The organism is Brevibacterium sp. W7.2, assembly GCF_018137945.1.
In the GTDB taxonomy this organism is placed as follows: domain Bacteria; phylum Actinomycetota; class Actinomycetes; order Actinomycetales; family Brevibacteriaceae; genus Brevibacterium; species Brevibacterium sanguinis.
Window position 1 is genome coordinate 3,057,861 of the sequence record NZ_CP073089.1, and the last position, 24,483, is coordinate 3,082,343.

Genomic DNA, 24,483 nt, shown 5'->3' on the forward strand with positions numbered 1-24,483 from the left:
ACGGCCCCGTTGCCCCGCCTCGGTGCTGTCCTGTTGGCACGGCCCCGTTGCCCCGCCTCGGCGCGGGAGTCCAGCAGCTTATTCCTCGTTCAGGTGACGACCCCACCCCTGTGCCCGAGCACTGTCGCAGTGCGCGTGCACGCCGCGTGAGCCCGGTTCCGTGCTCACCCGGACGAACGAAGGACACCGTCTGTGAACATCTACGAATTCCCACCCATCAAACTCCTCGTCTCCGGCGCGTACTGGCTCGTCACCGCGCTCAGCGACCTCCTCCAACCGCTCGCCGGTGAGAGCAGTGCGGCGATCGCCGTCATCGTGCTCACCCTCGCCGTGCGCACCCTCCTCATCCCCGTCGGCCTCTCGCAGGTCAGGGCCGGCATCACACGGAAGCGCCTGGCCCCGAAGATCGCCGAGCTGCAGAAGCGGCACAAGGGGAACCAGCAGGTCATGCAGGAGAAGCTCATGGAGCTCTATCGGGAGGAGAACGCCTCCCCGTTCGCCGGCTGCCTGCCGGTGCTCCTGCAGATTCCCGTGCTCATGGCCGTCTACGGCCTCTTCGTCCAGCCGACGATCGGCGGTCAGGCCAACGAGCTGCTCGGGCACACGCTCTTCGGGATTCCGCTGAGCTCGAGCCTCGTCGGTCTCATCGGCGCAGGCGACCTCACCTGGGTCGCGGGACTGCTCTATGCCGGGCTCATCGTCGCGATCGCCGTCGTCGCCGCGCTCTCCCGCCACCTGCTCATGCCGCAGCCGACCACCTCGGCGGCCGACTCCGCGACCCAGCTGCCCGGCGGGGTCGACCTGTCGGGGATGACGCGGATGCTCAGTTTCATGCCGTTCCTCACCGCCGTCTTCGCCGCGTTCGTGCCGCTCGCCGCGACCCTCTACCTCATGACGACGACCGCGTGGACACTCGTCGAGCGGATCACGATCAACCGCGCCCTCGGCGTCGATCACACGGGCGCCCCACGGGCCTAGGCAGCGCCTTCAACGCCCTGCAGACACAACAACGCGGTGATCCGACATTTACGCCCTTTGCAAAGGGCGTAAATGTCGGATCACCGCGTCGAAGAGGGTGGCGCCTCGCGCCGGCGACCGGTCAGGCCGCCAGCGGAGCCGCCTCGGTGCGAGGAGCCACCGTGAGCTGTCCGTCGACGACGGTGACGTCGACGGTTCCGCCTTCGGCGACAGCCTCGGTGACGAGGATGTCGGCGATCCGGTCATCGAGCTCGCGCTGGATGACGCGGCGCAGCGGCCGCGCACCGAACTCGGGCTCGTAACCGGCCTCGGCGAGCCAGTCCATGGCGTCCTGAGACACCTCGAGGGCGATGCCCTGGCGCGAGAGCCGATCGATCGACTGCTCGAGCTGGAGCCCGACGATCTCCCGCAGCTGCACCCGGTCGAGGCGGGTGAACATCACGGTGTCGTCGATCCGGTTGAGGAACTCCGGCCGCATGACCTCCTTGAGCCGACCCATCACCTTCGCCTTGAGGTCCCGCTCGGTCACCGTGGCATCGGCCGAGGTGAAGCCCAGCGGCGTCGATGCCCCGATGAACTCGGAGCCCAGGTTGGACGTCATGATGATGACGGTGTTGCGGAAGTCGACCGTGCGTCCCTGACCATCGGTGAGCCGACCGTCGTCGAGGACCTGGAGGAGCAGGTTGAACGCGTCCGGGTGCGCCTTCTCGACCTCGTCGAGGAGGATCACCGAGTACGGACGGCGCCTGACCTGCTCCGTGAGCTGACCGGCCTCGTCGTAGCCGACGTACCCGGGAGGGGCGCCGACGAGACGGGACACGGTGTGCCGCTCCCCGAACTCGCTCATGTCGAACCGGATCATCGCCGACTCGTCGTCGAACAGCGTCGACGCGAGCGCCTTCGCCAGCTCCGTCTTGCCCACGCCCGTGGGGCCGAGGAAGAGGAAGCTGCCGATGGGCCGGGCGGGATCGCCCATCCCGGTCTGCGACCGGCGGATGGCCTTCGACACCGCGGACACGGCGTCGTCCTGACCGACCACGCGACCGTGGAGCATGTCCTCGAGTCCTGCGAGCCGGATCTTCGTCTCCTGCGTCATCGACGAGGCCGGGATCCCGGTGGCCCGGGAGACGACCTGAGCGATCTGCTCGGCGTCGACGACGCCGTCCTCCCCGTCATTCGCCGAGGTGGTCCTCGAGTTGAGGATCTCCTCGAGCCGATCGGTGAGGTGGGAGATCTCATCGCGGATCTCGCCGGCCCGCTCGAAGTTCTCGGCCGCTATCGCCGAGTTCTTCTCCGCCTCGAGCTCGCCGAGCTCGGAGCGCATCGCTGCCGTGTCGACGACCGGACCCCGCTTGAGCGAGAGCCGGGCGCCGGCCTGGTCGATGAGGTCGATGGCCTTGTCCGGCAGGTACCGGTCGGTGATGTAGCGGTGCGAGAGTTCGACGGCGGCGCGGATCGCCTCGGCGTCGTAGGTGACACCGTGGTGCTCGGCGTACCGATCGGCGAGTCCGGCGAGGATCGTCACCGCGTCCTCGATGGTCGGTTCGCCGACCATGACCGGCTGGAAGCGGCGAGCGAGCGCCGAATCCTTCTCGATCGTGCGGAACTCACGCAGCGTCGTCGCGCCGAGGAGGTGGAGATCCCCACGGGCCAGGCGCGGCTTGAGGATGTTGCCGGCGTCCATCGAATTCGATTCGCCGCTGCCGCCTGCTCCCACGAGGGTGTGGAGCTCGTCGACGAAGACGATCGTGTCTCCGTCCTCGGCGATCTCGTCGAGCGTCTTCGTCAGACGCTCTTCGAAGTCACCGCGGTAGCGGGTGCCGGCGAGCATGCCGGGCAGGTCGAGGGCGATGACCCGCTTGCCGAGGAGCTGAGCGGGGATGTCGCCGGATTCGATGGCCTGCGCCAGTCCTTCGGCGATCGCCGTCTTGCCGACGCCGGCCTCACCGATGAGAACGGGGTTGTTCTTCGTGCGGCGGGCGAGGATCTCGATGGTCTCCTCGATCTCCGTGGCACGACCGATGACCGGGTCGAGCCGGCCTTCAGCGGCGAGCGCCGTGAGGTCGGTGCCGAACTTCTCGAGCATCGACTCCCCCTCACCGGACTCGGTCGTCCCGCCCTGCGTCTGCTTGGCTTCGGCCGCTTGGGCACCGGCCTGCAGGGTCGCCTGCGTGACCCCGGCCTGCGCGAGGATCCGCCCGGCGGGCATCTCCTGGTTGAGGACGAAGGCGAAGAAGAGGTGTTCGGGGTCGATGTAGGTCGAGCCGAACGCGCGGGCGACCTGGTAGGCGTCGAGCAGCGACTTCTGGGCAGCGCCGGTCAGTGTCGGCGCGCCCTCGGTCTCGCGTGCCTCGGCGGATTCGGGCAGGCGCTCGTCGATGGCCCGGGCGATCGCCTCGGGGTCCGCGCCGACCTGGCGCAGGGACGCCGAGCCGTGCTCGGAATCGACCATCACGCGCAGCAGGTGGAGGGCGTCGACCTCTTCCTGTCCGCGCCGCCGCGAGTACTCGGCAGCGCCATCGACGACTTCACGCGTGCGCTTGGACAGCAACCGGTTGATGTCGACGGAACGGCCCTGCCGTGGTGTGTTCTGACCCTGCAGATAGCGGGCGAGGAACTCGTCGAAAGAGCCTTCGCCACCACTGGAAGGTCCGAAGAAGTTAGCCAAAACGGTCTCCTTTGGAAGTTGAGCCAGGGTGACTCATATACGTCTGTTTGACTCAATCAACGAGAATCCTCCCGGTGATATTCCCCGTCCCTCCCCGGCGTGATGGAGGTCTCGCTTACCCATCGGAACCAAGGCTCTGACCAGTGATTTCACCGATCCAGACGGGCCTGGCGGTCGGCCGCGCGATGGCTGCGACCGGTGACCGGGCGGGATCCGACCACCTCGGCGAGTCCGATCGGGGGCATGCCCACGTAGATCGACTCCGCACCGGCCACCGGGTAGGTCTCATGCCACACGCCGACGGCACGCGGCGCATTCCGCGCGCGCCGATTGAAGGCCGACCATGCGGGTCGGTGGGACGCCTGCGGATCGGAGGCGTAGGCATAGAGCTTCTCGAGCGAACTCCAGTACTGCACCGTCCACGGACCGCGCGGGTCGGCGATCAGCCGGAAGCCGAGGAGTCCGGAGTCGGGGTCCTGCGAGAGCTCGCGGAGCATCGGCGGCATCGCCTGGAAGACGGGCAGCCAGAGGTCGGGGCGCCACCACTGACGGATGCGCATGCCGATGTGGAAGACGACGAGTTCGCCGTCGTAATCATGGGTGAGTCGAGTCGTCGTCATCGTGAGCTCCTGACATAATGGATACCTGCACTCTCCAATATTGGATAGTTATACTGTCCAATGTCAAGGGGACGGAGGGTGGAATCAGCCGGAAGAAGGATCAGACGCAAGAAGGAGGACTCTGTGCGGATCTCTGAGCTGTCGCGACGCAGCGACGTGCCGGTGGCGACGATCAAGTACTACCTGCGGGAGGGACTGCTGCCGGCCGGCGAGCGGACGTCGGCGACGCAGGCGGTCTACTCCGAGGCGCACGTCGACCGTCTCGAGCTCATCCGCGCCCTCCTCGGCCCGGCCCGACTGAGCATCGAGGCGGCCAAACGCGTGCTCGGCGTCATCGACGATCCGCCGGAGACGTTCTCCGAGGTGCTCGGCGCGGCACAGCACGCGACGATGCCCGCGCAGGCCCCCCGTCAAGCAGGCCCACCCCGTCAGACAGGCTCGTCCCGTCAGGGGCCAGAGGGAACCAGCACCGAGGCGGCCCTCGGCCTCGTCGCCGAACTCGGGTGGACGATCGACCCCGACAGCGTCGAAGTCGACCAGCTCGCCACGGCGCTGCGGGCTCTCGATGCGGCGGGCATCGACCTCATCGACGGCGGCCTCGCTCGCTACGGGCGCACCGTCCACGACCTCGCCGAGGCGGAGGTCGACACCGTGCCCACCGCCGAGATCGACAGCGCCGTGCGGCAGGCGGTGCTCGGCACCCTGCTCCTCGAACCGGTACTGCTCGCCCTGCGCCGCCTCGCCCAACAGGACGTTGCGATCAGACGGTTCAGGGAGGGCTGACCTCGACTCTCAGCTTGTCGTCAATCGCAGTCGGCCGGTCATCCCCGAGGCGGCCGAACCCACTACCCCTGGGACGGCCAGCCGTTGGGCGTGCAGCCGGACAGGCCCTTCGTCTGCTGCTGCATGAGCGGGGCGGTCTCCCCCGAACCCGGGCACGATTCGTGGCCGTGACCAAGCGCATGCCCGACCTCGTGGTTGATGAGGTACTGCCGGTACTGCGTGATGTCGTCGAACTCCGGAGTCGCGCTCACCCAGCGCTTGGCATTGAGGATGACGTTCGGGCCGTTGCGGCACGAGAGCTTCCCGAGCGTCTTGAGCGGCAGGCACATCTCATCGACGGTGTTCGGGCTCGCGATACTGATCATCGCGTCCTGCCCCGAATCGACGAGTTCGATCGACACGTCGTCGATGTCCTGCCAGCCGCGCTCGTCCTGGAGGGTCGCGATGATGAAGTCGGAGGCGCCATCGACGTCGATGGGCAGATTGTCCTCGACCCGGACGGCGACCGTGAACGCCCTGCCGCCGTCGCGGTTGGGCCCGACCTCAGCGGCCGGGCGCGCCCATTTTCCGCTGCCCTGCATCTCGATGTCGCCTTCGGTCACGCCGACCGCACCGGCCGAATCACCGCCGGGTCCCGTGGCCGTCGGTCCTGGGAGATCGGCCGGGTCGGTCACCGACGGGGCAGCGATCGTCTCGACCGCCTGCGGTGTCGGCCGGGTCTCCTCGGCCTCCTCGGGCGCGCACGCGCTGACGGCGGTGAGGAGGGCAGCGACGACCAACGCCGAGGCGGCGCGACCGATCCGTGCAGCGCGCGGACTGCGGCCGGTGGGGATGAGGGGCGGAATCACACCTGCGAGTCTAGCCGCGGGTTCCCTCTCTCTGCCGGATCTCAGTCCCTGCCGGATCTCGGTCTCTGCCGGATCGCGGTCTCTGCCGGATCGCGGTCTCTGCCGAGTCTCGAAGCGACGGGCACCGTACGCTCAGAACGTCAGCTCCCCGCCCGGACCGCGCAGCCGCGCCCGCAGGCGGCGCTCGGGCCCGGTGGCGACCTCGGTGTCACCGGCCCCGAGGACCTCGAGCATGCTCCGCGTCGCAGCGACGTAGGGCACCTCGACGATGAACTCGAGGAGATCGAGGGAGGGCAGGGCCGCCTCGGCGGGATGGACCGAGTCACCCCAGTCGATGAGGAACGGCTGGATCCCCTCCTGCGGGAGCGGGGACCGGCTCGTCAGCTGCCACGCGAGGAGGTTCCCCTCGGCGGTCTCGCGCGACATGTCCCTGACCTCGCCGACGTCGATGCCCGCGGTGCGCACGGCGGCGACCGTCGCCGCCATGGCCGGCGGGTGGATCGCCCACGTGCGCAGGGTCGGGGCGGTCGCGAGATGCGCGTCGAGCGGCAGCGTGCCGTCGGCCGGAGCCTCCTGCTCGGGATCGGGTCCGAGGATCTCGAGATACGTGTGCGCCCCGTCCGGCCGGCCAGCCGGTGCCAGCCCGATGAGGAAGTTCGCCGTCCCGAGTCCGGGGTGCCGGCCGCCGGGCACGGCCGGCACTCCGGTGGCCCGTTCGATCTCCGCGACCGCCGCGGGCAGGTCGGGGACGGTGACGACGAGGTGGTCGAGATGGGCGGGGATCAGAGCAGCCATGTGCCACCGGGTCCTTCCAGTCGGGCGTGGAGAGCGTCGGTCTCCCCCGCTTCGACCTCGATTCTCGCATCGAGAGCTGCGAGCACGGCGCGGGTGTCCGCGACCGTGGGGCTCGTCGCCCAGAACTGGGCGAGGGCGACGGTCGGCATCGCGCGGCTCGCCGGGTGCGGGGTGTCCAGCCAGTCGATGAGGAAGGGCTGGATCCCGCCGAGCGCGAGCGGAGTCCGTCGCGTCAGCCGCCACCGCAGGGTCTCACCATCCGGTGTCCGGCGGGACATATCGAACACCGCGCCGAGGTCGACGGGCGGATCCGTCGCCTCCGCGGCAGCCGCGACGGCCCGGTCGAATCCCCGCGGATGGATCGCCCACCGCTGCACGAGCGGTGCGGTGACCCCCGCGAGCGCCGGGGGCAGTGCGGGCGCCGTCGGGTCGGGTGCCGTCGGGTCTGGGGCCGTCGGGTCCGGCGCCGTCGGGTCAGCGGCGGGATCGGGGTTCTGCTCGGGGTCGGGCCCGAGGAGCTCGAGGTAGCCGCGCTCGGTCCGGGTCCCGGCGATCTCGAGCCCGAGCAGCGCGTTCGCGGTGCCGCGCCCGGGGTGCGCCCCTCCGGACACCGGACGAACACCGAGAATCGCCTCACATTGCTCAACAGATTGCGCGAGATCCGGGACGGCGATGACGAGATGATCGAAGGTCGCAGGCAGCATCATGTCTCAATATTAAGGCACGAATTGACAGTCATGACGCGGATGGGATTGACTTCAGGGCATGCAGACGACCACCTGGGACGCGACACGGCGAATGCCGATGTGCGCCGACGCGGAATCGATTCACCGCGTCGATTGTTGAGCTAAAAAGCTCCACCGGCGCCGCGATCTCCGCAGCCCCACTGACACCGCCCCGCCTGCTCGAAGGACTTCACCACCATGACGGACCTCCGTCCCCGGCACCGCGCGACCGCTGTGCCTGCTGCCCGCCTCGGCGGAACCACCCGGCGCAGTGTGCTCGGCGTCGGTCTCGGCCTCGGGGCGCTCGCCGCACTGAGCGCCTGCACCCCGACCGACACCGATCCGCTCACCGACGGTCCGCCCGTGAACGGCGGGGTGCTCACGTACTTCGAGCCGCAGACGTGGACGCTCCTCTACCCGCCGTCCGTCGGCTTCTACCCCAACGGCGGGATCATGAACAACATCTCCGCGCGCCTGCTCTGGCAGGACCCTGAGACCCTCGAGCTCTTCCCGTGGCTGGCGACCGCGCTGCCGGAGATCAGCGCCGACGCCACCGAGTTCACGTTCACCCTGCGGCAGGGCGTCACGTACTCCGACGGGTCCCCGCTGACGGCGGCGAACGTCGCGAAGAACTTCGACCTCTTCGGCCGCGGCGACGAATCGCGCACCCTGCCCGTGTCCGAGCAGATCTCGAACTACGACCGTGCCGAGGTCCTCGACGACCGTCGCGTGCGCTTCCACTTCACCGCGCCCTCCCCCGGCTTCGCGCAGGCGACATCGACGATGAACGCGGGACTCCTCGCCGATTCCACCCTCGACCTCGACGCCGAGGGCTTCGGTCCCGGCAGCGCGACGAAGATCCACACGGCCGGTCCCTTCCGCATCACCGCCGAGACGATCGGGACGAAGCTCTCGATCCGCGCCCGGGAGGACTACGACTGGGCGCCGCCGCACCTGAAGCATCAGGGCCGGCCGTACCTCGACGGCATCGACTACCTCGTCAACAGCGAGTACTCGGTGCGCATCGGCGCAGTGCTCTCCGGCCAGGCCGACGGCGTCCGCGACGTCCAGGCCCCCGACGAGCCGCGCGTGTCCGAGCAGGGGCTGCGCCTCTATGCGAAGGCGACGAACGGGATCAACAACAGCATCAACTTCCGCTTCCGCCACCCCCTGCTCGCCGACATCCGCGTCCGCCGGGCCCTCATCTCGGCGATCGACCGCCAGGAGATCGTCGACAAGCTCTTCACCCCGAACTACCCGCTCGCCACGGGGCTGCTCGCGCAGGGCGCGATGGGCTACACGGACCAGACCGGGGCCTGGGTCTACGACCCCGCCGCGGCGAACCGCCTCCTCGACGAGGCGGGCTGGGCCGAACGCGGGGCCGGCGGGTACCGCGTCAAGGACGGACAGGTCCTCGCGCTCACCGTCAACACGGCACTGCCGCAGCCGCGGTCGAACGAGGTGCAGACGCTCGTCCAGCAGCAGCTGCGCCGCGTCGGGGTGCGCCTGTCGATCAACCCCGGCGACCAGGCGAAGCAGACGCTCGACGCCCTCGACCTCGACTCGATCCAGATCTACCACTCGATGGTCGCCCGGGCCGACTACGACAACCTGCGGTCGAACTACGCCTCGGTCAACCGGGACGTCTTCCTCAACGCCGCCGGCCGCGACGACGCCGCGGACGACACCGTCGACCCGGAGATCGACCGTCTCCTCGACGCCCTGGCCTCCGAACCGGCGACGGCGCGTCGCCAGGCCGCCGCCGAGGCGGTCCAGTCCTACCTCGTCGACCAGGCCTACGTCCTCCCGTTCTTCGAGGAGCCGCAGGTCTTCGCCTTCCGCCGCCGCGTCCATGGTTTCGCCACCGAACCCGTGGGCCGCCCCGACTTCTACAGCACCTGGATTGCGAGCTGATGATGATCGACCTGAGATACCTCTGGCTGCGGCTCGGACAGGCTCTCCTCGTCCTGCTGCTCGCCTTCACCGCGGCGTTCGTCCTCCTCTCCGTCATCCCCGGGGACGGGGTGACCGCCCGCTTCGCCGATCCCGCGCTCGGACTCTCGGCCGACCAGGTCGCGGCGATCCGCGCGGAGACCGGCGCGGACGAACCGCTGCTCACCCGCTACCTCATCACGCTCGGCGGGTTCCTCACCGGGAACTTCGGGTTCTCCGTGCAGACGGGAGCCGCCGTGTCGACGATCGTCGCCGCCGCCCTGCCCTCGACGCTCGCACTCGCGGTCTCCGGTTTCCTCACCGCGGTCGTCCTCGGCGTGCTCATCGCGGTGTTCGCGACCTTCGGCCCGACGACCGGCCCGCGGGCGTGGGTGCGCCGGGTCCTCGACTCCGTGCCGAGCCTCTTCATCTCGATCCCCGTGTTCTGGCTCGGGATCCTCCTCATCCAGGTGTTCTCGTTCCAGCTCGGCTTCGTCTCCGTCGTCTCCCCCGGCCCCGCCGAGGCGCTCGTCCTCCCCACGCTCACCGTCGCCGTCCCGCTGTCGGCCCCGATCGCGCAGGTCCTCATCCGCTCGATCACCGAGGTCAAGGCCGCGGGCTTCGTCAAGGTGACGGCCGCGAAGGGGGCCTCCGAGCTGTGGATCCTCGTCCACGCCGTCGCCCGCAACGCGCTGCTGCCGGGGCTGACGATCGTCGGCCTGATCTTCGGCGAACTCGTCGCCGGCGCCGTCGTCACGGAGACCGTGTTCGGCCGCAACGGCATCGGCCAGATCACCGCGCAGGCGGTGACGAACCGCGACAATCCGATCCTGCTCGCCGTCGTCGTCCTCGCCACGCTCGGCTATGTCGTCATCAACCTCGTCGTCGACCTCCTCTACCCCGTCGTCGACGTCCGACTCCGACGCGGCCGGGGAACCGCCTCGGCGCGGGGACTGCGGAGACCATCGCAGACGGCGACACGACAACGGACACCCGACGACCGGACGAAGCAGGCCCTGGCGGCGAGCGCGAGCAGCGTCGGCGTCGAGCTGGACTGGGGTACCGACGATCATGCGACGAGGAAGGCGAGGCCATGAGCTTCATCTCGAGTCTCACCCGCACGAGCCTCAACCGACCGACCGGTGACGGCACCGGCCCCGACGGGTCCCGCGGCAGTCGGTCCGGCGGCACTCGCTTCAGCGTCACTCGGCTCGGGGCGGCGGGCGCGGTCATCGGGCCGGCGACCGCGGTGTCGGCGCTCGTGCTCCTCATCGCCGTCGCCTGGGCGCTCGTGCCCGGTCTCTTCACGCAGTACGATCCCAATGACGGCGGGGACACCGCGGCCCTTCTCGCGCCGAGCGCCGACCACTGGTTCGGCACCGATCAGACGGGCCGCGACGTCTTCGCCCGGGTCGTCCACGGCGCGTCCCAGTCGCTGCTGGCGGCCCTCGTCGCCGTCGGCGTCGGGCTCATCGTCGGCACCGGGATCGGGCTCATCGCCGGCACGCGCCGCGGCTGGGTCGATGACGTGCTCATGCGCGCCGTCGACGTCCTCCTCTCGATCCCCGCGATCCTGCTCAGCCTCTCGATCGTCATCGTCCTCGGCTTCGGCACGATCAACGCGGCGATCGCGGTCGGCGTCACCGCGATTGCGCAGTTCGCGCGTCTGACGAGGTCAGAGGCCGTGCGGATCAACACGAGTGACTACGTCGCCGCGGCCTACGGGTCCGGCGGCACGTACTGGTCGGTGCTCGGGCGCCACATCCTCCCGAACTCGATCTCCCCGGTCCTCACGCTCGCCGTCCTCCAGATCGGGTCGGCGATCCTCCAGATCTCGACGCTCGGCTTCCTCGGCTACGGCACCCCGCCGCCGACCCCGGAATGGGGCCTCATCATCGCCGAGGGCCGCAACTTCGTCGCCACCGCATGGTGGCTGACGGTCCTGCCCGGCCTCGTCGTCATGGCCGTCGTGCTCGCCACCCACCAGATCGGCAACACCCTGCGAAAGGTCACCTCATGACCCTCTCGACCGCTCCCGCTGTCACCGCGCCGGCTCCCGCCGGGTCCGCTGCGCTGCTCGCCGTCCGCGGTCTCACCGTCGACTACTCCCGCCGAGGCGGTTCCGCCGATCCCGCGGTCGACGACGTCGACCTCGTCGTCCGTCCGGGTGAGACGACGGCGGTCGTCGGCGAGTCCGGGTCGGGCAAATCGACGACGGCGAACGCCGTCCTCGGCCTCCTCCCGGAGACCGCGCGGGTGACCTCAGGAGGGATCCGCCTCGGCGACGTCGATCTCACGACGCTGTCCCGGCAGGGCTGGCGCGGGGTGCGCGGGGCGCAGATCGGGTATGTGCCGCAGGATCCCGGGAACTCGCTCAACCCGCTGCAGACCGTGGGGACGTCCGTCGCCGAGGCGCTGCGCATCCACAAGCGGGCCGACCGCCGGGCCGCTCGCGCCCAGGTCATCGACCTCCTCGAACGCGTCGGCATCGACCGGCCCATGATGCGCGCCGACCAGTATCCGCACGAGCTCTCCGGGGGCATGCGCCAGCGGGTGCTCATCGCGGCGGCGATCGCGCTGCGGCCCCGGCTGCTCATCGCCGACGAGCCGACCTCGGCTCTCGACGTCACGGTGCAGAAGCGCATCCTCGACCTCCTCGACGAGCTGCGCGCGGAGACGGGCATGGGCGTCCTCCTCATCACCCACGATCTCGCGGTCGCCGGTGAGCGGGCCGACGAGGTCGTCGTCATGCGCGCAGGCCGCGTCGTCGAGACCGGGACGGCGGCCGACATCTTCTCCCGTCCGGCGGCCGATTACACCGCCCGGCTCCTCGCCGACGCCCCCGCGCTGCACGCGCGGACCGGGCTCCGGGACCGGGTGGCCCGCGATATTGGTGAGCCTGGTGAGAGCCCCTTCGTCGCGGTCGAGGGGCTCACGCAGATCTACGCCCGCGGGGACGACGCTCCTGGTGAGAACGGGACTGCCGGTGAGAACGGGACTGATGGTGAGAGCGGGACTGCCGGCCGCCTCGGCGAGGTCATCGGGGTCGAGGACGTCTCGCTCACGGTCGCGCGCGGGACGACGCACGGCATCGTCGGGGAGTCGGGGTCGGGGAAGACGACGACGGGTCGGGCGCTCGCCGGGTTCCTCACCCCGCAGGCCGGGACGGTGCGGATCGGAGAGATCGATGCCGCGGACCTCGGCGTCGGCCGGGACCGCCGGGCGCGGCTGCGGAGCCTGCGGCGGACCGTCCAGCTCGTCCACCAGAACCCGTATTCGGCGCTCGACCCGCAGCAGTCGATCGGGGCGATCCTCACCGAACCGCTGCGGAACTTCCGGATCGGAACCCGGGCCGAGCGCGGTGCGCGCGTGACCGCGATGCTCGAGCGAGTCGCACTGCCGACGGCGTTCGTCGATCGGCGGCCGCGGGAGCTCTCGGGCGGGCAGCTGCAGCGCGTCGCGATCGCCCGTGCGCTCATCGCCGGACCCGAGCTCGTCGTCCTCGACGAGGCGGTCTCCGCTCTCGACGTCACGGTGCAGGCGCAGATCCTCGACCTCCTCGGGCAGCTGCAGACCGAGCTGGGACTGACGTACGTCTTCATCTCCCACGACCTCTCCGTGGTGCGCCAGATCGCTGATACCGTGTCCGTCATGTCGCGCGGACACCTCGTCGAGAGCGGTCGGACGGAGGACCTCTTCACCCGACCGCAGACCGCCTACACGCGCTCGCTCCTCGACGCGATCCCCCGGCCGCTGGACCTGCCAGCCCCTGCCGCCTCCACTCCTTCCGCTCCGACAGAAAGCTGAGACACCGATGACTGAGAACTCTGCGACTGAGAACTCTGCGACTGGGAACTCTGCGACTGAGACCACGAACACCACACCGGTGGGCCCGACGCTCGGGTTCTTCACCCGCCTCCTCGAGGATGCTCCGGCTGACCAGCGGTATCGCTTCGCGCTCGAGCAGATCGAGCAGGCCGAGCGCTTCGGATTCGGCACGGCATGGGTCGCCCAGCACCATTTCTCCGCCGCCGAGGGCGGACTGCCCTCCCCGCTCGTCTTCCTCTCCCACGCCGCCGCGCGGACGGACCGGATCCGGTTGGGCACGGCGATCATCACCCTGCCGATGGAGAACGCGGTGCGCGTGGCCGAGGACGCCGCGGTCGTCGACGTGCTCGCCGCAGGACGGCTGGAGATCGGCCTCGGCTCGGGCGGCAATCCCCGATCGTTCCCGGCCTTCGGCACGACGTTCGATGAGCGGCGCGAGGTCTTCGCCGACAACCTCGCGACCCTGCGCACGCTGCTCCGCGGTGATGCGCTCGAGACCGGTCACCTCCTCTATCCGGGACCGGACAGCGTTGGGTCGGCGGATGGCGGGGCGGCCCCCGGTGAGGCGGGTGGGTCGGCGGCCGGGTCTGCCTCGGATGGCTCGCAGACTCGGCGCGGCCTCGGTGATCGGCTCTGGCAGGCGACGTTCTCCGCCGGTGGGGCCGGTGCTGCGGGAGCTGCCGGGGACGGCCTCATGCTCTCGCGCACGCAGCCGCGACCCGGCGACAACCTCGGGGCGAGCCTCGATGAGATCCAACTGCCCGTCATCGACACGTACCTCGAGGCGCTGCCGGCGGGTGTCGCACCGCGGATCCTCGCGTCGCGGACCGCCGTCGTCGCCGATGCCGAGGACCTGCCCCGTCTGCGCGCGCTCACCGAACCCGCACTGCGCGCCGAGGCGGACCGGCTCGTCGGGTACGACACCTCGGGCCTCGACCTCGACGAGCTGCTCACCGCGACGGACACCTACCTCGGCACGCCGGAGCAGATCATCGAGCGGCTCGCGGCCGACCGGGTGCTCGGGCGGGTGTCGGATGTCAGCTTCCAGGTCCATTCGGTGCCGGCGACGAACGCGCACACCCTGCGCTCGATCGAGCTGCTCGCCACCGAGGTGGCCCCCGCCCTCGGCCTGCGCGTCGACGGGGCGGCTCCGGCGGAGTCTGCGGGGATCGCACAGTCCGCGGGGGTCGCAGAGTCTGCGGGAGGCGCACGGTCAGCGGGAATCGCAGAATCCGCAGGGGTCGCGCCATGACCGACATCATCAACACGCTCGCGGGCATCGCCCCCGGTGACCCGCTCGATCTCGTCCGCGACCACCGCGCGCAGGCGAAGGAGAATGCGCAGCTGAGCTTCGAGGCGCTCCTCGAACCCGAGGACCCCGGCGACTTCTCCCACCGCGATCGCTACGTCGTCGCCGCGTTCACCGCGGGGTTGCTCGGATCGAGCGCGGGTGAGGAGTTCTACCGCGATCTCCTCCGCGACGAGGACGAGGCCGCCTCGTGGGCCGTGGCGGAGCTCCTCGACGAGGTCGTCGTCGACCTCGATGCCAGCGGTCCCGTGCGAGGGCCCTTCGGGTCCTACGGTTCTGCGGCCCTGGCCGCGGAGAGCGTTCCCGGGCCGGAGCTCGTCGTCGACGCGAAGTCACGGGAGACGCTCGGTCCGGTCACCTCGGCGGCGCTCGAGTTCGCTCACCTGCTCGTGCTCCATCCCCGCGATGCCGGGCCGGAGGATCTCGTGCGGCTGCTCGCGGCCGGCTGGGATGAGGACGGGATCGTCACGCTCGCGCAGCTCGTGTCGTTCCTTAACTTCCAGATCCGGCTGAGCGTCGGGCTGACCGCGCTCTCTCACGCGCCGGCGGCGGCCGAGGAGCAGGTCCCGCTGCGCCCGCTGACTCCCGCGGAGGCCCCGGATCGGTCCACCGCCTCGGCGGCTGATCGGACCTCTGCCACCGGGAAGGAGTCCCCGGACATCGCCGAGGCGCGCGCCCGGGTGAGCACGTATCCCGAGCTGAGGCGGCCCGAGGTGTTCCAGCAGGCGGGGCTCGGGTGGGTGCCGTGGATCGCGCCGGTCGCCGAGGCGGATCTCACCGAGGCTCAGCGCGCTGCCCTCATCGAGGCCGGACGGGCGAAGAATCCCTACTTCCGTCTGCTCGCGCGGGATCCGGCGGCGCTGCGGGCGCGGACGCTGACGGATCTCGACATCTTCTTCAACGTCAGCGACGGGGTCGGGCGGGCGGAGCGGGAGCTCGCGGCGACGGCGGCCTCACGGCTCAACGGGTGCCTGTTCTGCGCGTCGATCCATGCCGACCGCGCGACCGAGGAGTCGGGGCGGCGGGACCTCGTGCAGGCGCTGCTCGACGAGGGGACGGGGACGGCGTCGCGCCTCGGCGATCCGGTGTGGGATGCCATCGTCGACGCCTCGGTCGCGCTCAGCCTCACGCCGTCGGCGTTCGGGCCCGAGCGCGTCGGGGCGCTGCGCGAGGCGGGCCTCGATGATGCGGAGATCGTCGATGTGCTCGGCGGGGCGGCGTTCTTCAATTGGGCGAACCGGCTCATGCTCTCCCTCGGCGAACCCGAGCTCATCGCGCCGGGGAAGTAGGGCGCGGGAGTCCTACGCGCGGAAGCAGGGCTGCTGGGCCGGCGCGAGTCAGACGTCGGGTGTCGAGCTCACGCGATGTCCATGAGCGTCGAGCGGATGAGGAAGCGGTTGCCGGTCGGCGATTCGACGCTGAATCCGCTGCCGCGGCCGGGGACGACGTCGACGGTGAGGTGGGTGTGCTTCCAGTACTCGAACTGCTCGGCCGACATCCAGAAGTCGATGCCCGAGGTCGTCTCCCCCTTCGCGTTGGGCGCGGGCAGCGGCAGCTCGAAGTGGCCGAGGAGGACGTCGGCGTCGGAGGTGATGAAGTCGCCTTCGGGGAAGCACATCGGCGAAGATCCGTCGCAGCAGCCGCCGGACTGATGGAACATCAGCTGGCCGTGCTTGGCGACGAGATCGCCGAGGAGGTCGACGGCGGCCTGCGTCATCGCGACCCGTGACTTCGACTCCCCCTCGATCGTGGGCGCGGAGTCGAGAACCGCAACGGACGTCTGCTCGGGCGTCGTCGACGTCTGTTCGGGGGTATCGGTCATGGCACTCCTTCGTGCTGCATCATTCGTCATCCGAGCGGCGATCTTCGAAGTCGAGAACGCCACCGACGTTCTTCCAGCCTAGGGTGACCGGTCCGATCGAACAATAGGTGCTGTGCCCACCGCGCACCGTCCACGACATCGCAGAGAGTGTCGAAAGCTGGTCCACCGGCGGAACGTCGTGGATCGCTGTTCTGATCACGTCGAGCTGTGCACCTCAGCGAGGTTGAGAGAAGTCGGCGTCTGTCAGTACGCGTTCGAGGTCGTCGAGCGAATTGACGGTCAGGTCGGCGAGCGCCGCCTCGGGGCTCCGCACATGAATATGCGCCCATGGTCCGCGAAGGAGGAATGCCGTGGCCATCCCGGCTCGATGCGCAGGGATGATGTCGTTGTCGACTCGGTCACCGACGTAGAGAATCTGTGCAGGTCGCATCCGGGTCGCGTCGATGATCCGGTCGAAGTACTCGGCATCGGGCTTCTCCACGCCCCACTCCGCCGAAGACGCGATGAAGTCAGCCTCGAATCCGAGCGTCTCCAATTGACGGCAGACACCCGCAGGCTGGTTCCCGGCGATGCCGACGAGATAGCCGACATTCCGCACAGCGTTCAGGCACGGCAGCGCATCCGGGTAGAGATCGGAGGGCTCCAGGCGGTGCGTGATATCGGGGGCTCGCACTCCGAGCTCGTTCCAGAGGCGACGATGGTCGATACCGCGCTCGATCATCGACCCCAATACAGCGAACAGTGTGAGAGGTTGGACATTGGCCGACGTGGCCAGAGCAGTCCACATTCTCGTTTCGTCGACGAGCGTCTCTCCTACGTCGAAGACGACTGCTCGGATCACGTCACCGTCGTTCGACTCCACAGAGTTCCCCCATCCACGTTCCCCATCCACATAGCGAAGGATTCCCGACCGCCTCGGCGCGGTCACACCCATGAATTCCCGATCGCCAAGCAGGTTCTTGATCTCACGATCGCGATGCCCGAACGGGCTTGATGGCAGCATAGAGCAGCATGTCCTTGCGTTCGCCGCCGATGCGCTGATGACTCGCGAGAAGTCCTTCCCGACGATACCCCGCTCGCTTCGCAGTTCGCACAGACGCATGGTTCCACGGTTCGATGAAGAGAGCGATGCGGTGAAGTTCGGGCAGAGTCCACCCGAATGATGTCAGAGCGCTCAGCGCATCGGCGGCGAAACCTCGACCTCGAGCGGACGGCACGATGGCGTACCCGGCCGAACCGCGACCATCATCGAGCTCCCTCAGCCAAAGACCGCAATGGCCGACAGACTTTCCGCTGTCAACGCTGACGATGGCAAACGAGAAGCCGGTGCCCTCGGCATATCGCCGTTGTTGGCGCATCGTCCATGCCCGAGCATCGTCGTCAGCAGCATTGTGCGGTAGAGATCCCGTCAGCGGCACGTACGGGTCGGTCGACAGTTCCATGGCCATCGCGACGTCGCGCTCGTCAACGGCACGAAGTGAAACTCCTCCGAACGTCGGCGCGCGACTCGGCCACGGCGGCAACGGACTCCCCGTCATGACGGAGGCTTCTTCGCGGCAGTCGGAATCCCTGGGCCAGTCGACCGGTGTCGAGATGAGGATGTTCCGTCGGACATCCGGTACGAACAAAAGCCCCCAGCCGCAAGGCGCTCAATCAGCGCACTTCGCGGAAGACAGTGCATGTGCGCCTCCTCTTGAAGTCTGGCTGCCGACGTTCCGCGCCGTCACCGATGCTTTCCCGAAACCGCTCGCCGGGTCCCTGTCGTGTTCTCCCCGAGGGTACCGGCGTGTGAGGTGGCTGTCACTCGAACCGTCAGTCCTGATGACGCTGGCACCGGCCATGCTCACACGATCCGCGGTGCCCCTCTCGGCGCACAGAAATCTGACCCACTCCCAGGGTCGGCGAGCACGCTCGCACACCCCCAGACCGACCCACACGACCTCTGGACGCACCCCCATCACACCCAACCGAGACGATCTTCCACCGACCGAAAATCACTGAGCACCGCGAAATGAATGAATTCTTCGTTCGAACGAGTTTCGAAATATTCATTGACATCAGATGTGACGTGAACTACACTGTTGTCATCAGCCACGCTGACGTGGGAAGACAGGTGACCAGCCGTGGAAGACACAACCGAATCCGCTCTTTCCGCGGACGAACCTGGCCGCACACCGTCACGCCTCGACATCGATCCCTCATCTCCTTACGCCGAGGCCGTCGCCTTCTACACCGCCAGCGATCGGGCCCAGATCACGGCATTCGAGGTCACAGCGAAGCTCTTCCTCGCCGACGTCATTGCGCACCTCAACCTGCTCAACCCCGACCCCGATCGGCCCTATGAGCACGCGAGCTTCTCCCAGACCGTGCATCGATTCGCCAAGAACGCCGGCTGTACCGCCGACTGGGTCACTGCCGACGACGCCGAGGATGCGTCGGCAGGGATGCCCGGCACCACCTCGGCGAAGCTGCCCGGATTTCCCCGTTTCCGGCCCACGCAGACCTTCGACGGCTGGGTCCACATGCATTCCCACTCCGAAGACATCGCCGAGCTCACCTCAATCCTCGGAACCACCATCGGCAGCACGTACGCGCACGTCACGCACGCGATGACGCTCATCCACGGGCTCCCCAAGTTCCATGCCCGCTGCCTGGCCGGAGAATTCACCATCGAACACGTCATCGCCGCGACCCGTCAGTGCGAGAACGTGCACTTCTCGTTGCTGCCGGTCATCGACGAATACCTGTGCCAGCGGCGCCCGGATGTCACGATCCAGACCTTCAAGAAGTCACTGAGCATGAAGATCGGCATCCTGCAGCCGCCCGAGGACCGTACGCAAACGGCGCACGAGCGGCGACGGGTATCTCTGATGACGAACCCCGACGGCAGCGCGTGCATGATGCTCACCGGATCCTCTGCCGAGCTGCAGGCCTGCTACCTGCGCATCGAGGCATTCGCGAAGGCGATTCGGAATGGCAACACCGCGGCTTTCGCCGATCAACTGCCCGAGGGTGCCTGCCTCGACGATCTGCGCGGCATCGACGCACTGATGTTCGACATTCTCACCAGCAGCGTTCCCCAGCTGCGCGTTCAGGTGCGAGCCCGGGACACCGAAACGGGGTCGACGACGACTCGCGACATCCCGCTCGACCTCGAGAACGTGCAAACAGTCGACGACATGGCTGCCGCGATCCACACGGCGATCGGCATCGACTCAGCAGACGGCATGAATCCTGCGGCCAGCACTGTCTCTGCGGCCGACAATGAGGGGTCGTCAGGTGAATCGGAGATGAGCGGCACCGAGGGAATGGTCGACTCCGGCGATCCTGCCACCTCACTCAACGTTGGGGTAGGCGGCACCGCCGCCCACAACGAGACGACGCCGGACGATCGGAAGCTCAAGCCCTCGACCGGTATCCGGATGACGCGCCTGGACGGCATCGAGTGCGACGAGCAGGGGCGAGTTGCGTTCTCCCTCGTCCTCGTCAGCCCGACGGCCCCCTACTGGCTGGCAGGGCAGGCGCGCATGATGATCACTGTCCCGTGCATGAGCCTCATGGGCGATTGCGACCTGCCCGGCACCTTCTCCGACGGCACACCCGTCCCCGCCGAGACCGCCCGAATGATCGCAGGGAACTGCTCATCGTGGATGCGGATCCTCACCGACCCTGCCACCGGCACTCCGATCGATGCGAAAGCCACGTCGTACTACATTCCCGAAGGAGTCCGGAACACACTGGTCTCCCAATGGCAGTGGTGTTCCATGCCCGGATGCCGCAGGCGTGCCGAGTCCTCCCAGATCGACCACATCATCCCGTTCAACCACGACGATCCCGCCGCAGGCGGGCTCACGGTGTTCGGCAACCTCCACCCGATGTGCGAGCAGCATCATCAGGGCAAAACGGACGGCAGATACTCGGTCCGGATGAACCGCCACGGAGTGTTGGAGTACACGTTCGCCCACGGGACACGTGTGTCCACAGTCCCCGGGGACAGCCCTGTCAACGCGGAGAACGCCCGCCTCATCGAGACTCGTGGGGACGCAGACACCTCCGATCGTGCCGACACCGCCGACCATTCAGCCACCCCCGACCCCGAACATGAAGCTCCTGACCCCGGCCCACCCCAGGGGGACTCGACTGCCCCAGCTCCCGGGGAGGTGCGGACCTCCAGGGATTGCCCGGGGCCGGCCGCTGACAGAGGATTCCCGGGATGGACGAAGCGCACGAGTTCGATTCAAAGGAAGGACCCCGCGAAACAGGAGTGGGTCTGGGACAACGGCGAGCCTCCGCCGTTCTGAACCACTGCCATTCCGAACCACTGTCGTTCTGAATAGCCGCCGTACTGACCCGCCGCCGTTCTGGATCACCGCTGTTGTGAACATCCGCCCGAATCCGAAGCTCCTCGAGTCCCAGCCTGCTCTCGTCCGGACCGATCGACCACCTCAGTCCCGCAGCGTTGCGACGACGCAGATCATGGCCGATGCGGTTCGGCCCGAACCCGGCCGGCCCCAGCTCTCCGCTACGGCGCGTCGGTTCGGTCCTCCAGCATCCCCTTCGCACCGAAACGCTGCCGGTAACCGGTCGGAGTCAGACCGGTCTCGCGGTGGATGAGCCGACGCAGCGTCGTCGGATCGTCGTAGCCGACCGACCGCGCGATCGCCTCGAAGGTGTCACCGGTCGTCGCAAGCGCATGATTGGCCCGCTCGACCCTCAGCCTCTGAACGTACTGCGTCACGGTCATCCCCGTCGCCGTCTTGAAGCGACGCTGCAGCGTCCGCGGGTGCGTCGACGTGACCGCAGCCAGCCGACTCAGCGTCAGCGACGACGCGAGCTCCCGATCGATCGTCTCCTGCGCGACCAGAACCACCTCGTCCTGATGCGCCGTCGACGGCAGCTGGGCCATGTACGGCAGCTGCTCGGTCCGCGGCGCATCGGCGAGCATGAACCGCGACGTCCGGATCATCATGCTCGGCCCGAACAGTGCCTCGACCAACGACAGCGCGAAATCGAGCCACGCCATGATCCCCGCCGCCGTGATGACATCACCTTCGTCGATGACCATCCGACTGGCATCAAGACGCACGCGCGGAAACCGCCGCGCGAACTCATCGACGAACGCCCAATGCGTCGTCGCCCGCCGATGATCGAGGAGTCCCGTCTCCGCCAGCACGAACACCCCCGCACACAGACCGCACAGCACCGCCCCGTCCGCCCGCTGCGCCAGCGCCCAATCGCGCAGAATCCCGGACTCCCCCATCAGCTCCGGGGCCACGAGACTCGGCGGGAAGATGACATGGGTGGGAGCATGCGGCGTTCCCGAATGCGAATCGAAGGTGCACGTCACCCCGTCCCCGTTCCACTCCCAATGACTGACCCGTACGCGCCGCTCATCACCGCCGAGCAGCTCGAGCTGCTCATTCGTCACCCGGAACACATCGGTCAGCCCATACACCGCCGCCAACTGACAGTCACCGTAGCGGACAACAGCGATCTCCGGACTCCGCCTGTCGCGATCTCCCTGGTACGTGTCGTTTGTGACCATAGCGGAATGATATCCCCCTCCGTAGGCTGAATGCACAGGTCGGCTTGCAGCATCCACCCGCCGACCCCGTCGTTCACGTGGACCCGGCATCGCCGACCACGATGAACCGACGCCGTTGATGACAACGAAGGAGCATGATTCCCATGACCGAGATCCCCCAGCCCGTCACCCCGTATCTCGAGCCCGAAGCCAAGGACCTCGCCGAGGCGACCGCACCGCATCCGCGCATCTACGAAGTCCCGCCGGAGGAGGGCCGCAAGATCCTCCTCGACCTCCAGAGCGGCGAGGGCGTCGAACGCCCGGATGTCGACGAGGAATGGGTCGACGTCGACGCCGGCGAATGGGGCACCGTCAAGACCCGGATCATCCGCCCCAAGGGCGCGACCGGCGACCTCCCCGTCCTCTTCTACATCCACGGCGCCGGCTGGGTCTTCGGCGACGACAAGACCCATGACCGACTGTTCCGCGAACTCACCGTCGGCGCGAACGCCGTCGGCGTCTTCCCCGTCTACGACCGCGCCCCGGAGAAGAAGTACCCGACCCAGGTCGAGCAGAACTACGCCGTCGGCCAGTGGGTCGCCGCCAACGGCGCCGACCACGGCATGGACACCTCGCGCATCGCCGTCACCGGCGAATCCGTCGGCGGTGACATGTCCGCCGTCTTCGCCCTGATGAACAAGGATCGCGGCGGCCTCGAGCTCAAGGCCCAGGCCCTGCTCTACCCGGTGACGAACGCCGACTTCGACACCCCGTCCTACATCCAGTTCGCCGACGACTACTACCTCACCCGCGACGGCATGAAGTGGTTCTGGGACGCCTACACCACCGACGAGGCACAGCGGAAGGAGAAGTACGCCTCACCGCTGCAGGCCTCACTCGAGGATCTCAAGGGACTGCCCGAGGCCCTCGTCATCACCGACGAGGCCGACGTGCTCCGCGACGAGGGCGAGCAGTACGCGAACAAGCTGCGCGAGGCCGGCGTCCCCGTCACCTCGATGCGGGTGGCCGGCATGGTCCACGACTTCCTGCTCCTCGACAGCCTGCGCGACACGAAGGCCGCGAACCTCGCCAGGACCGTCGCCATCGACTTCCTCCACAACGCCCTCCACGAGGAGGCGAAGCCCTTCACGAGCTGACGGATCAGTCAAGAGCTGACTCGCGAGCCGTAGGCTGACAGAGCTGGCACGCGAGCCGCGAGCTGACGAGCGTCTGTCACCGACGGATGAGCACGAGGGTGGGCCACTGGCCCACCCTCGTTGCTAGGCTCGTGTCATGAGCAGCGAACTGAGCCCCGTCCTCCGGCTCATCCCCTATCTCCTGGCCATCACGGTGGCCGTGTTTGCGGGGATTCCGGCATTCGGTGCCGGCGAAGCTCTGTTCGCCGTGCTCGTCATCGTCCTGACGTACTTCGCGACCTTCTACCTCAGCCGGTTCGTCATCGAGCGTCTCGCCTCACGGGGGAACAGCCTCGGCGAGGATAACGATGACACCCCCACCAAGCCCTGACCCGACGACGACCGCCCCCTATTTCCTGTCCTGGGCGGGGATGACGACCTTGCGGATGACGATGAGGAACGACGCGGCCACGGGCACGGCGACCACCGCGCCGAGCACACCGCCGAGGGTGCCGCCGGCGATCGCGGCGATGATGACGAGCGCACCGGGCACATCGACCGCGGCCTTCATGATGCGGGGGCTGAGCAGGTACGCCTCGACCTGCATGTAGATGAGGTAGTAGATGCCCGCCGCGATGCCGAGACCGGGCGAGACCATGAGGCACGACGCCGTGATGACGATCGCTCCGGAGATCGGACCGATGAGCGGGATGAGCGAGGCGAGGAACGCGACGAACGCGAGCAGCGCCGGCAGCGGGGCCCCGATGATCGTGAGGAAGATCGCCGAGCACACGCCGTTGATGACACCCAACGACAGCTGCCCGAGGACGTAGCGTCCGATCGATCGGGTGACCTCCTCGGTGACGGAGTCGACGGTCTCCCGCGAGCTCTTCGCCACGAGCGAGAGCATCGCCGCCTTGATCGTCGGCAGGGTCACGGCGAAGTAGATCGTGAGGATGACGACGATGATGACCCCGGTGAGGAAGCTGAGGATCCCCGCTCCCACGGACACGACGCCGCCGCCGACGGACAGGACGTTGCGCGGATCGGAGACCCACGAGCTCACGCTCGCGAAGATCGCGTCGAGATCGACCGAGCCGGTGAACCGCCGCTCGAGCTCGTTGACCCACTCCGTCGTCGACAGCCGGGAGATGATCCCCGGCAGATCCCCGATGAACTGCTGGATCTGCGCGATGAGCGTCGGCGCGATGAGCAGGATGATCCCGGCGACGACGAGGATGAAGGCGAGCACCACGGCGATGACCGATAAGGTCCGCGAGAGCTTGCGCGCCACGAGCCACTGCACGATCGGATCGAGCCCGAGCGCGAGGAACAGCGCCAGCCCGATGTAGATGATCACCGTGCCCACCGACTGCAGTGCGGTGATGAGCGCGATGGCCAGACCGACGCCGAGCGTGCCGGTGAACCCGACGCGGAAGGCGCTGGTGATGGGGAGGGATGCGCTGGTCATGCGCCCCAGTCTAGCCAGGAGCCATGCGCTCAGCCGCCGCCACG

General features: G+C 68.4%; 22 protein-coding genes. 11 read left to right on the plus strand and 11 right to left on the minus strand.

Annotated elements, in window-relative coordinates; genetic code table 11:
* Window positions 1-192: 192 nt before the first annotated feature.
* Entirely contained in the window at window positions 193-978 is a 786-nt protein-coding gene (locus J9315_RS13835; protein WP_198500625.1) for a YidC/Oxa1 family membrane protein insertase, read from the plus strand.
* A gap of 121 nt (window positions 979-1,099) precedes the next feature.
* Here J9315_RS13835 and J9315_RS13840 read toward each other — a convergent pair whose 3' ends face one another.
* Together J9315_RS13840 and J9315_RS13845 are read right to left on the minus strand one after the other, a co-directional pair.
* The gene (locus J9315_RS13840; protein ID WP_198500624.1) at window positions 1,100-3,646 is read right to left on the minus strand and encodes an ATP-dependent Clp protease ATP-binding subunit; all 2,547 of its coding nucleotides are present in this window, start codon (window positions 3,644-3,646) and stop codon (window positions 1,100-1,102) included.
* A gap of 149 nt (window positions 3,647-3,795) precedes the next feature.
* A complete protein-coding gene (locus J9315_RS13845) occupies window positions 3,796-4,266 on the minus strand; it encodes a DUF4188 domain-containing protein (RefSeq protein WP_198500623.1) in 471 nt (156 codons plus the stop codon).
* Between the two features lie 123 nt (window positions 4,267-4,389).
* Here J9315_RS13845 and J9315_RS13850 point away from each other — a divergent pair, with 123 nt between their 5' ends.
* Window positions 4,390-5,049: a MerR family transcriptional regulator gene (locus J9315_RS13850; protein ID WP_198500622.1), complete on the plus strand. Its 660-nt coding sequence runs from the start codon at window positions 4,390-4,392 to the stop codon at window positions 5,047-5,049.
* Window positions 5,050-5,111: 62 nt separating this feature from the next.
* On the opposite strand, the gene J9315_RS13855 is transcribed toward J9315_RS13850, so the two are convergent.
* From J9315_RS13855 to J9315_RS13865, 3 genes are all read right to left on the minus strand, one after another.
* Complete coding sequence (locus J9315_RS13855) at window positions 5,112-5,897, minus strand: DUF3152 domain-containing protein (RefSeq protein ID WP_232623842.1); 786 nt, start codon at window positions 5,895-5,897, stop codon at window positions 5,112-5,114.
* 132 nt (window positions 5,898-6,029) lie between these two features.
* Window positions 6,030-6,692, minus strand: a complete 663-nt coding sequence (locus tag J9315_RS13860) for a VOC family protein (RefSeq protein WP_198500621.1) — start codon at window positions 6,690-6,692, stop codon at window positions 6,030-6,032.
* Complete coding sequence (locus tag J9315_RS13865; RefSeq protein WP_211978056.1) at window positions 6,680-7,399, minus strand: VOC family protein; 720 nt, start codon at window positions 7,397-7,399, stop codon at window positions 6,680-6,682. Before J9315_RS13865 ends, J9315_RS13860 begins: the two co-directional genes overlap by 13 nt.
* A 216-nt stretch (window positions 7,400-7,615) precedes the next feature.
* On the opposite strand from J9315_RS13865, the gene J9315_RS13870 reads away from it, so the two are divergent.
* The 6 genes from J9315_RS13870 to J9315_RS13895 all read left to right on the plus strand — a co-directional run bounded on the left by J9315_RS13870 (window position 7,616) and on the right by J9315_RS13895 (window position 15,775).
* Window positions 7,616-9,331 (plus strand): TIGR04028 family ABC transporter substrate-binding protein, encoded by a 1,716-nt coding sequence (locus J9315_RS13870; RefSeq protein WP_211978057.1) that lies wholly within the window; start codon window positions 7,616-7,618, stop codon window positions 9,329-9,331.
* A 2-nt stretch (window positions 9,332-9,333) separates the two neighbouring features.
* A complete protein-coding gene (locus J9315_RS13875) occupies window positions 9,334-10,446 on the plus strand; it encodes an ABC transporter permease (RefSeq protein WP_344251404.1) in 1,113 nt (370 codons plus the stop codon).
* The gene (locus J9315_RS13880; RefSeq protein WP_211978059.1) at window positions 10,443-11,369 is read left to right on the plus strand and encodes an ABC transporter permease; all 927 of its coding nucleotides are present in this window, start codon (window positions 10,443-10,445) and stop codon (window positions 11,367-11,369) included. Before J9315_RS13875 ends, J9315_RS13880 begins: the two co-directional genes overlap by 4 nt.
* The gene (locus tag J9315_RS13885) at window positions 11,366-13,156 is read left to right on the plus strand and encodes an ABC transporter ATP-binding protein (protein ID WP_211978060.1); all 1,791 of its coding nucleotides are present in this window, start codon (window positions 11,366-11,368) and stop codon (window positions 13,154-13,156) included. The genes J9315_RS13880 and J9315_RS13885 overlap by 4 nt, the downstream gene beginning before the upstream one ends.
* Before the next feature lie 79 nt (window positions 13,157-13,235).
* Entirely contained in the window at window positions 13,236-14,429 is a 1,194-nt protein-coding gene (locus J9315_RS13890) for an LLM class flavin-dependent oxidoreductase (protein ID WP_249120906.1), read from the plus strand.
* On the plus strand, window positions 14,426-15,775 hold the full coding sequence (locus J9315_RS13895; protein ID WP_211978062.1) for an alkylhydroperoxidase domain protein: 1,350 nt from the start codon (window positions 14,426-14,428) through the stop codon (window positions 15,773-15,775). The genes J9315_RS13890 and J9315_RS13895 overlap by 4 nt, the downstream gene beginning before the upstream one ends.
* Before the next feature lie 68 nt (window positions 15,776-15,843).
* Here J9315_RS13895 and J9315_RS13900 read toward each other — a convergent pair whose 3' ends face one another.
* The 4 genes from J9315_RS13900 to J9315_RS13915 are packed head-to-tail and all read right to left on the minus strand — an operon-like array spanning window position 15,844 to window position 17,846.
* Window positions 15,844-16,308, minus strand: coding sequence for a DUF779 domain-containing protein (locus tag J9315_RS13900; RefSeq protein WP_211978063.1), 465 nt, complete (start codon window positions 16,306-16,308; stop codon window positions 15,844-15,846).
* Between the two features lie 19 nt (window positions 16,309-16,327).
* A complete protein-coding gene (locus J9315_RS13905; protein WP_211978064.1) occupies window positions 16,328-16,507 on the minus strand; it encodes a hypothetical protein in 180 nt (59 codons plus the stop codon).
* A 15-nt stretch (window positions 16,508-16,522) separates the two neighbouring features.
* Window positions 16,523-17,311, minus strand: a complete 789-nt coding sequence (locus tag J9315_RS13910; protein WP_249120907.1) for an HAD family hydrolase — start codon at window positions 17,309-17,311, stop codon at window positions 16,523-16,525.
* Entirely contained in the window at window positions 17,274-17,846 is a 573-nt protein-coding gene (locus J9315_RS13915; RefSeq protein ID WP_211978065.1) for a GNAT family protein, read from the minus strand. The genes J9315_RS13910 and J9315_RS13915 overlap by 38 nt, the downstream gene beginning before the upstream one ends.
* 585 nt (window positions 17,847-18,431) lie before the next feature.
* Here J9315_RS13915 and J9315_RS13920 point away from each other — a divergent pair.
* A complete protein-coding gene (locus tag J9315_RS13920; protein WP_211978066.1) occupies window positions 18,432-20,609 on the plus strand; it encodes an HNH endonuclease signature motif containing protein in 2,178 nt (725 codons plus the stop codon).
* 221 nt (window positions 20,610-20,830) lie between these two features.
* Here J9315_RS13920 and J9315_RS13925 read toward each other — a convergent pair whose 3' ends face one another.
* Window positions 20,831-21,853 (minus strand): helix-turn-helix domain-containing protein, encoded by a 1,023-nt coding sequence (locus J9315_RS13925; protein WP_211978067.1) that lies wholly within the window; start codon window positions 21,851-21,853, stop codon window positions 20,831-20,833.
* A gap of 143 nt (window positions 21,854-21,996) precedes the next feature.
* Between J9315_RS13925 and J9315_RS13930 the strand changes: the two genes are divergently transcribed.
* Together J9315_RS13930 and J9315_RS13935 are read left to right on the plus strand one after the other, a co-directional pair.
* Entirely contained in the window at window positions 21,997-22,989 is a 993-nt protein-coding gene (locus J9315_RS13930; RefSeq protein ID WP_211978068.1) for an alpha/beta hydrolase, read from the plus strand.
* Between the two features lie 136 nt (window positions 22,990-23,125).
* Window positions 23,126-23,359: a hypothetical protein gene (locus J9315_RS13935; RefSeq protein WP_211978069.1), complete on the plus strand. Its 234-nt coding sequence runs from the start codon at window positions 23,126-23,128 to the stop codon at window positions 23,357-23,359.
* Window positions 23,360-23,377: 18 nt separating this feature from the next.
* On the opposite strand, the gene J9315_RS13940 is transcribed toward J9315_RS13935, so the two are convergent.
* On the minus strand, window positions 23,378-24,439 hold the full coding sequence (locus J9315_RS13940) for an AI-2E family transporter (protein WP_211978070.1): 1,062 nt from the start codon (window positions 24,437-24,439) through the stop codon (window positions 23,378-23,380).
* Window positions 24,440-24,483: the final 44 nt, after the last annotated feature.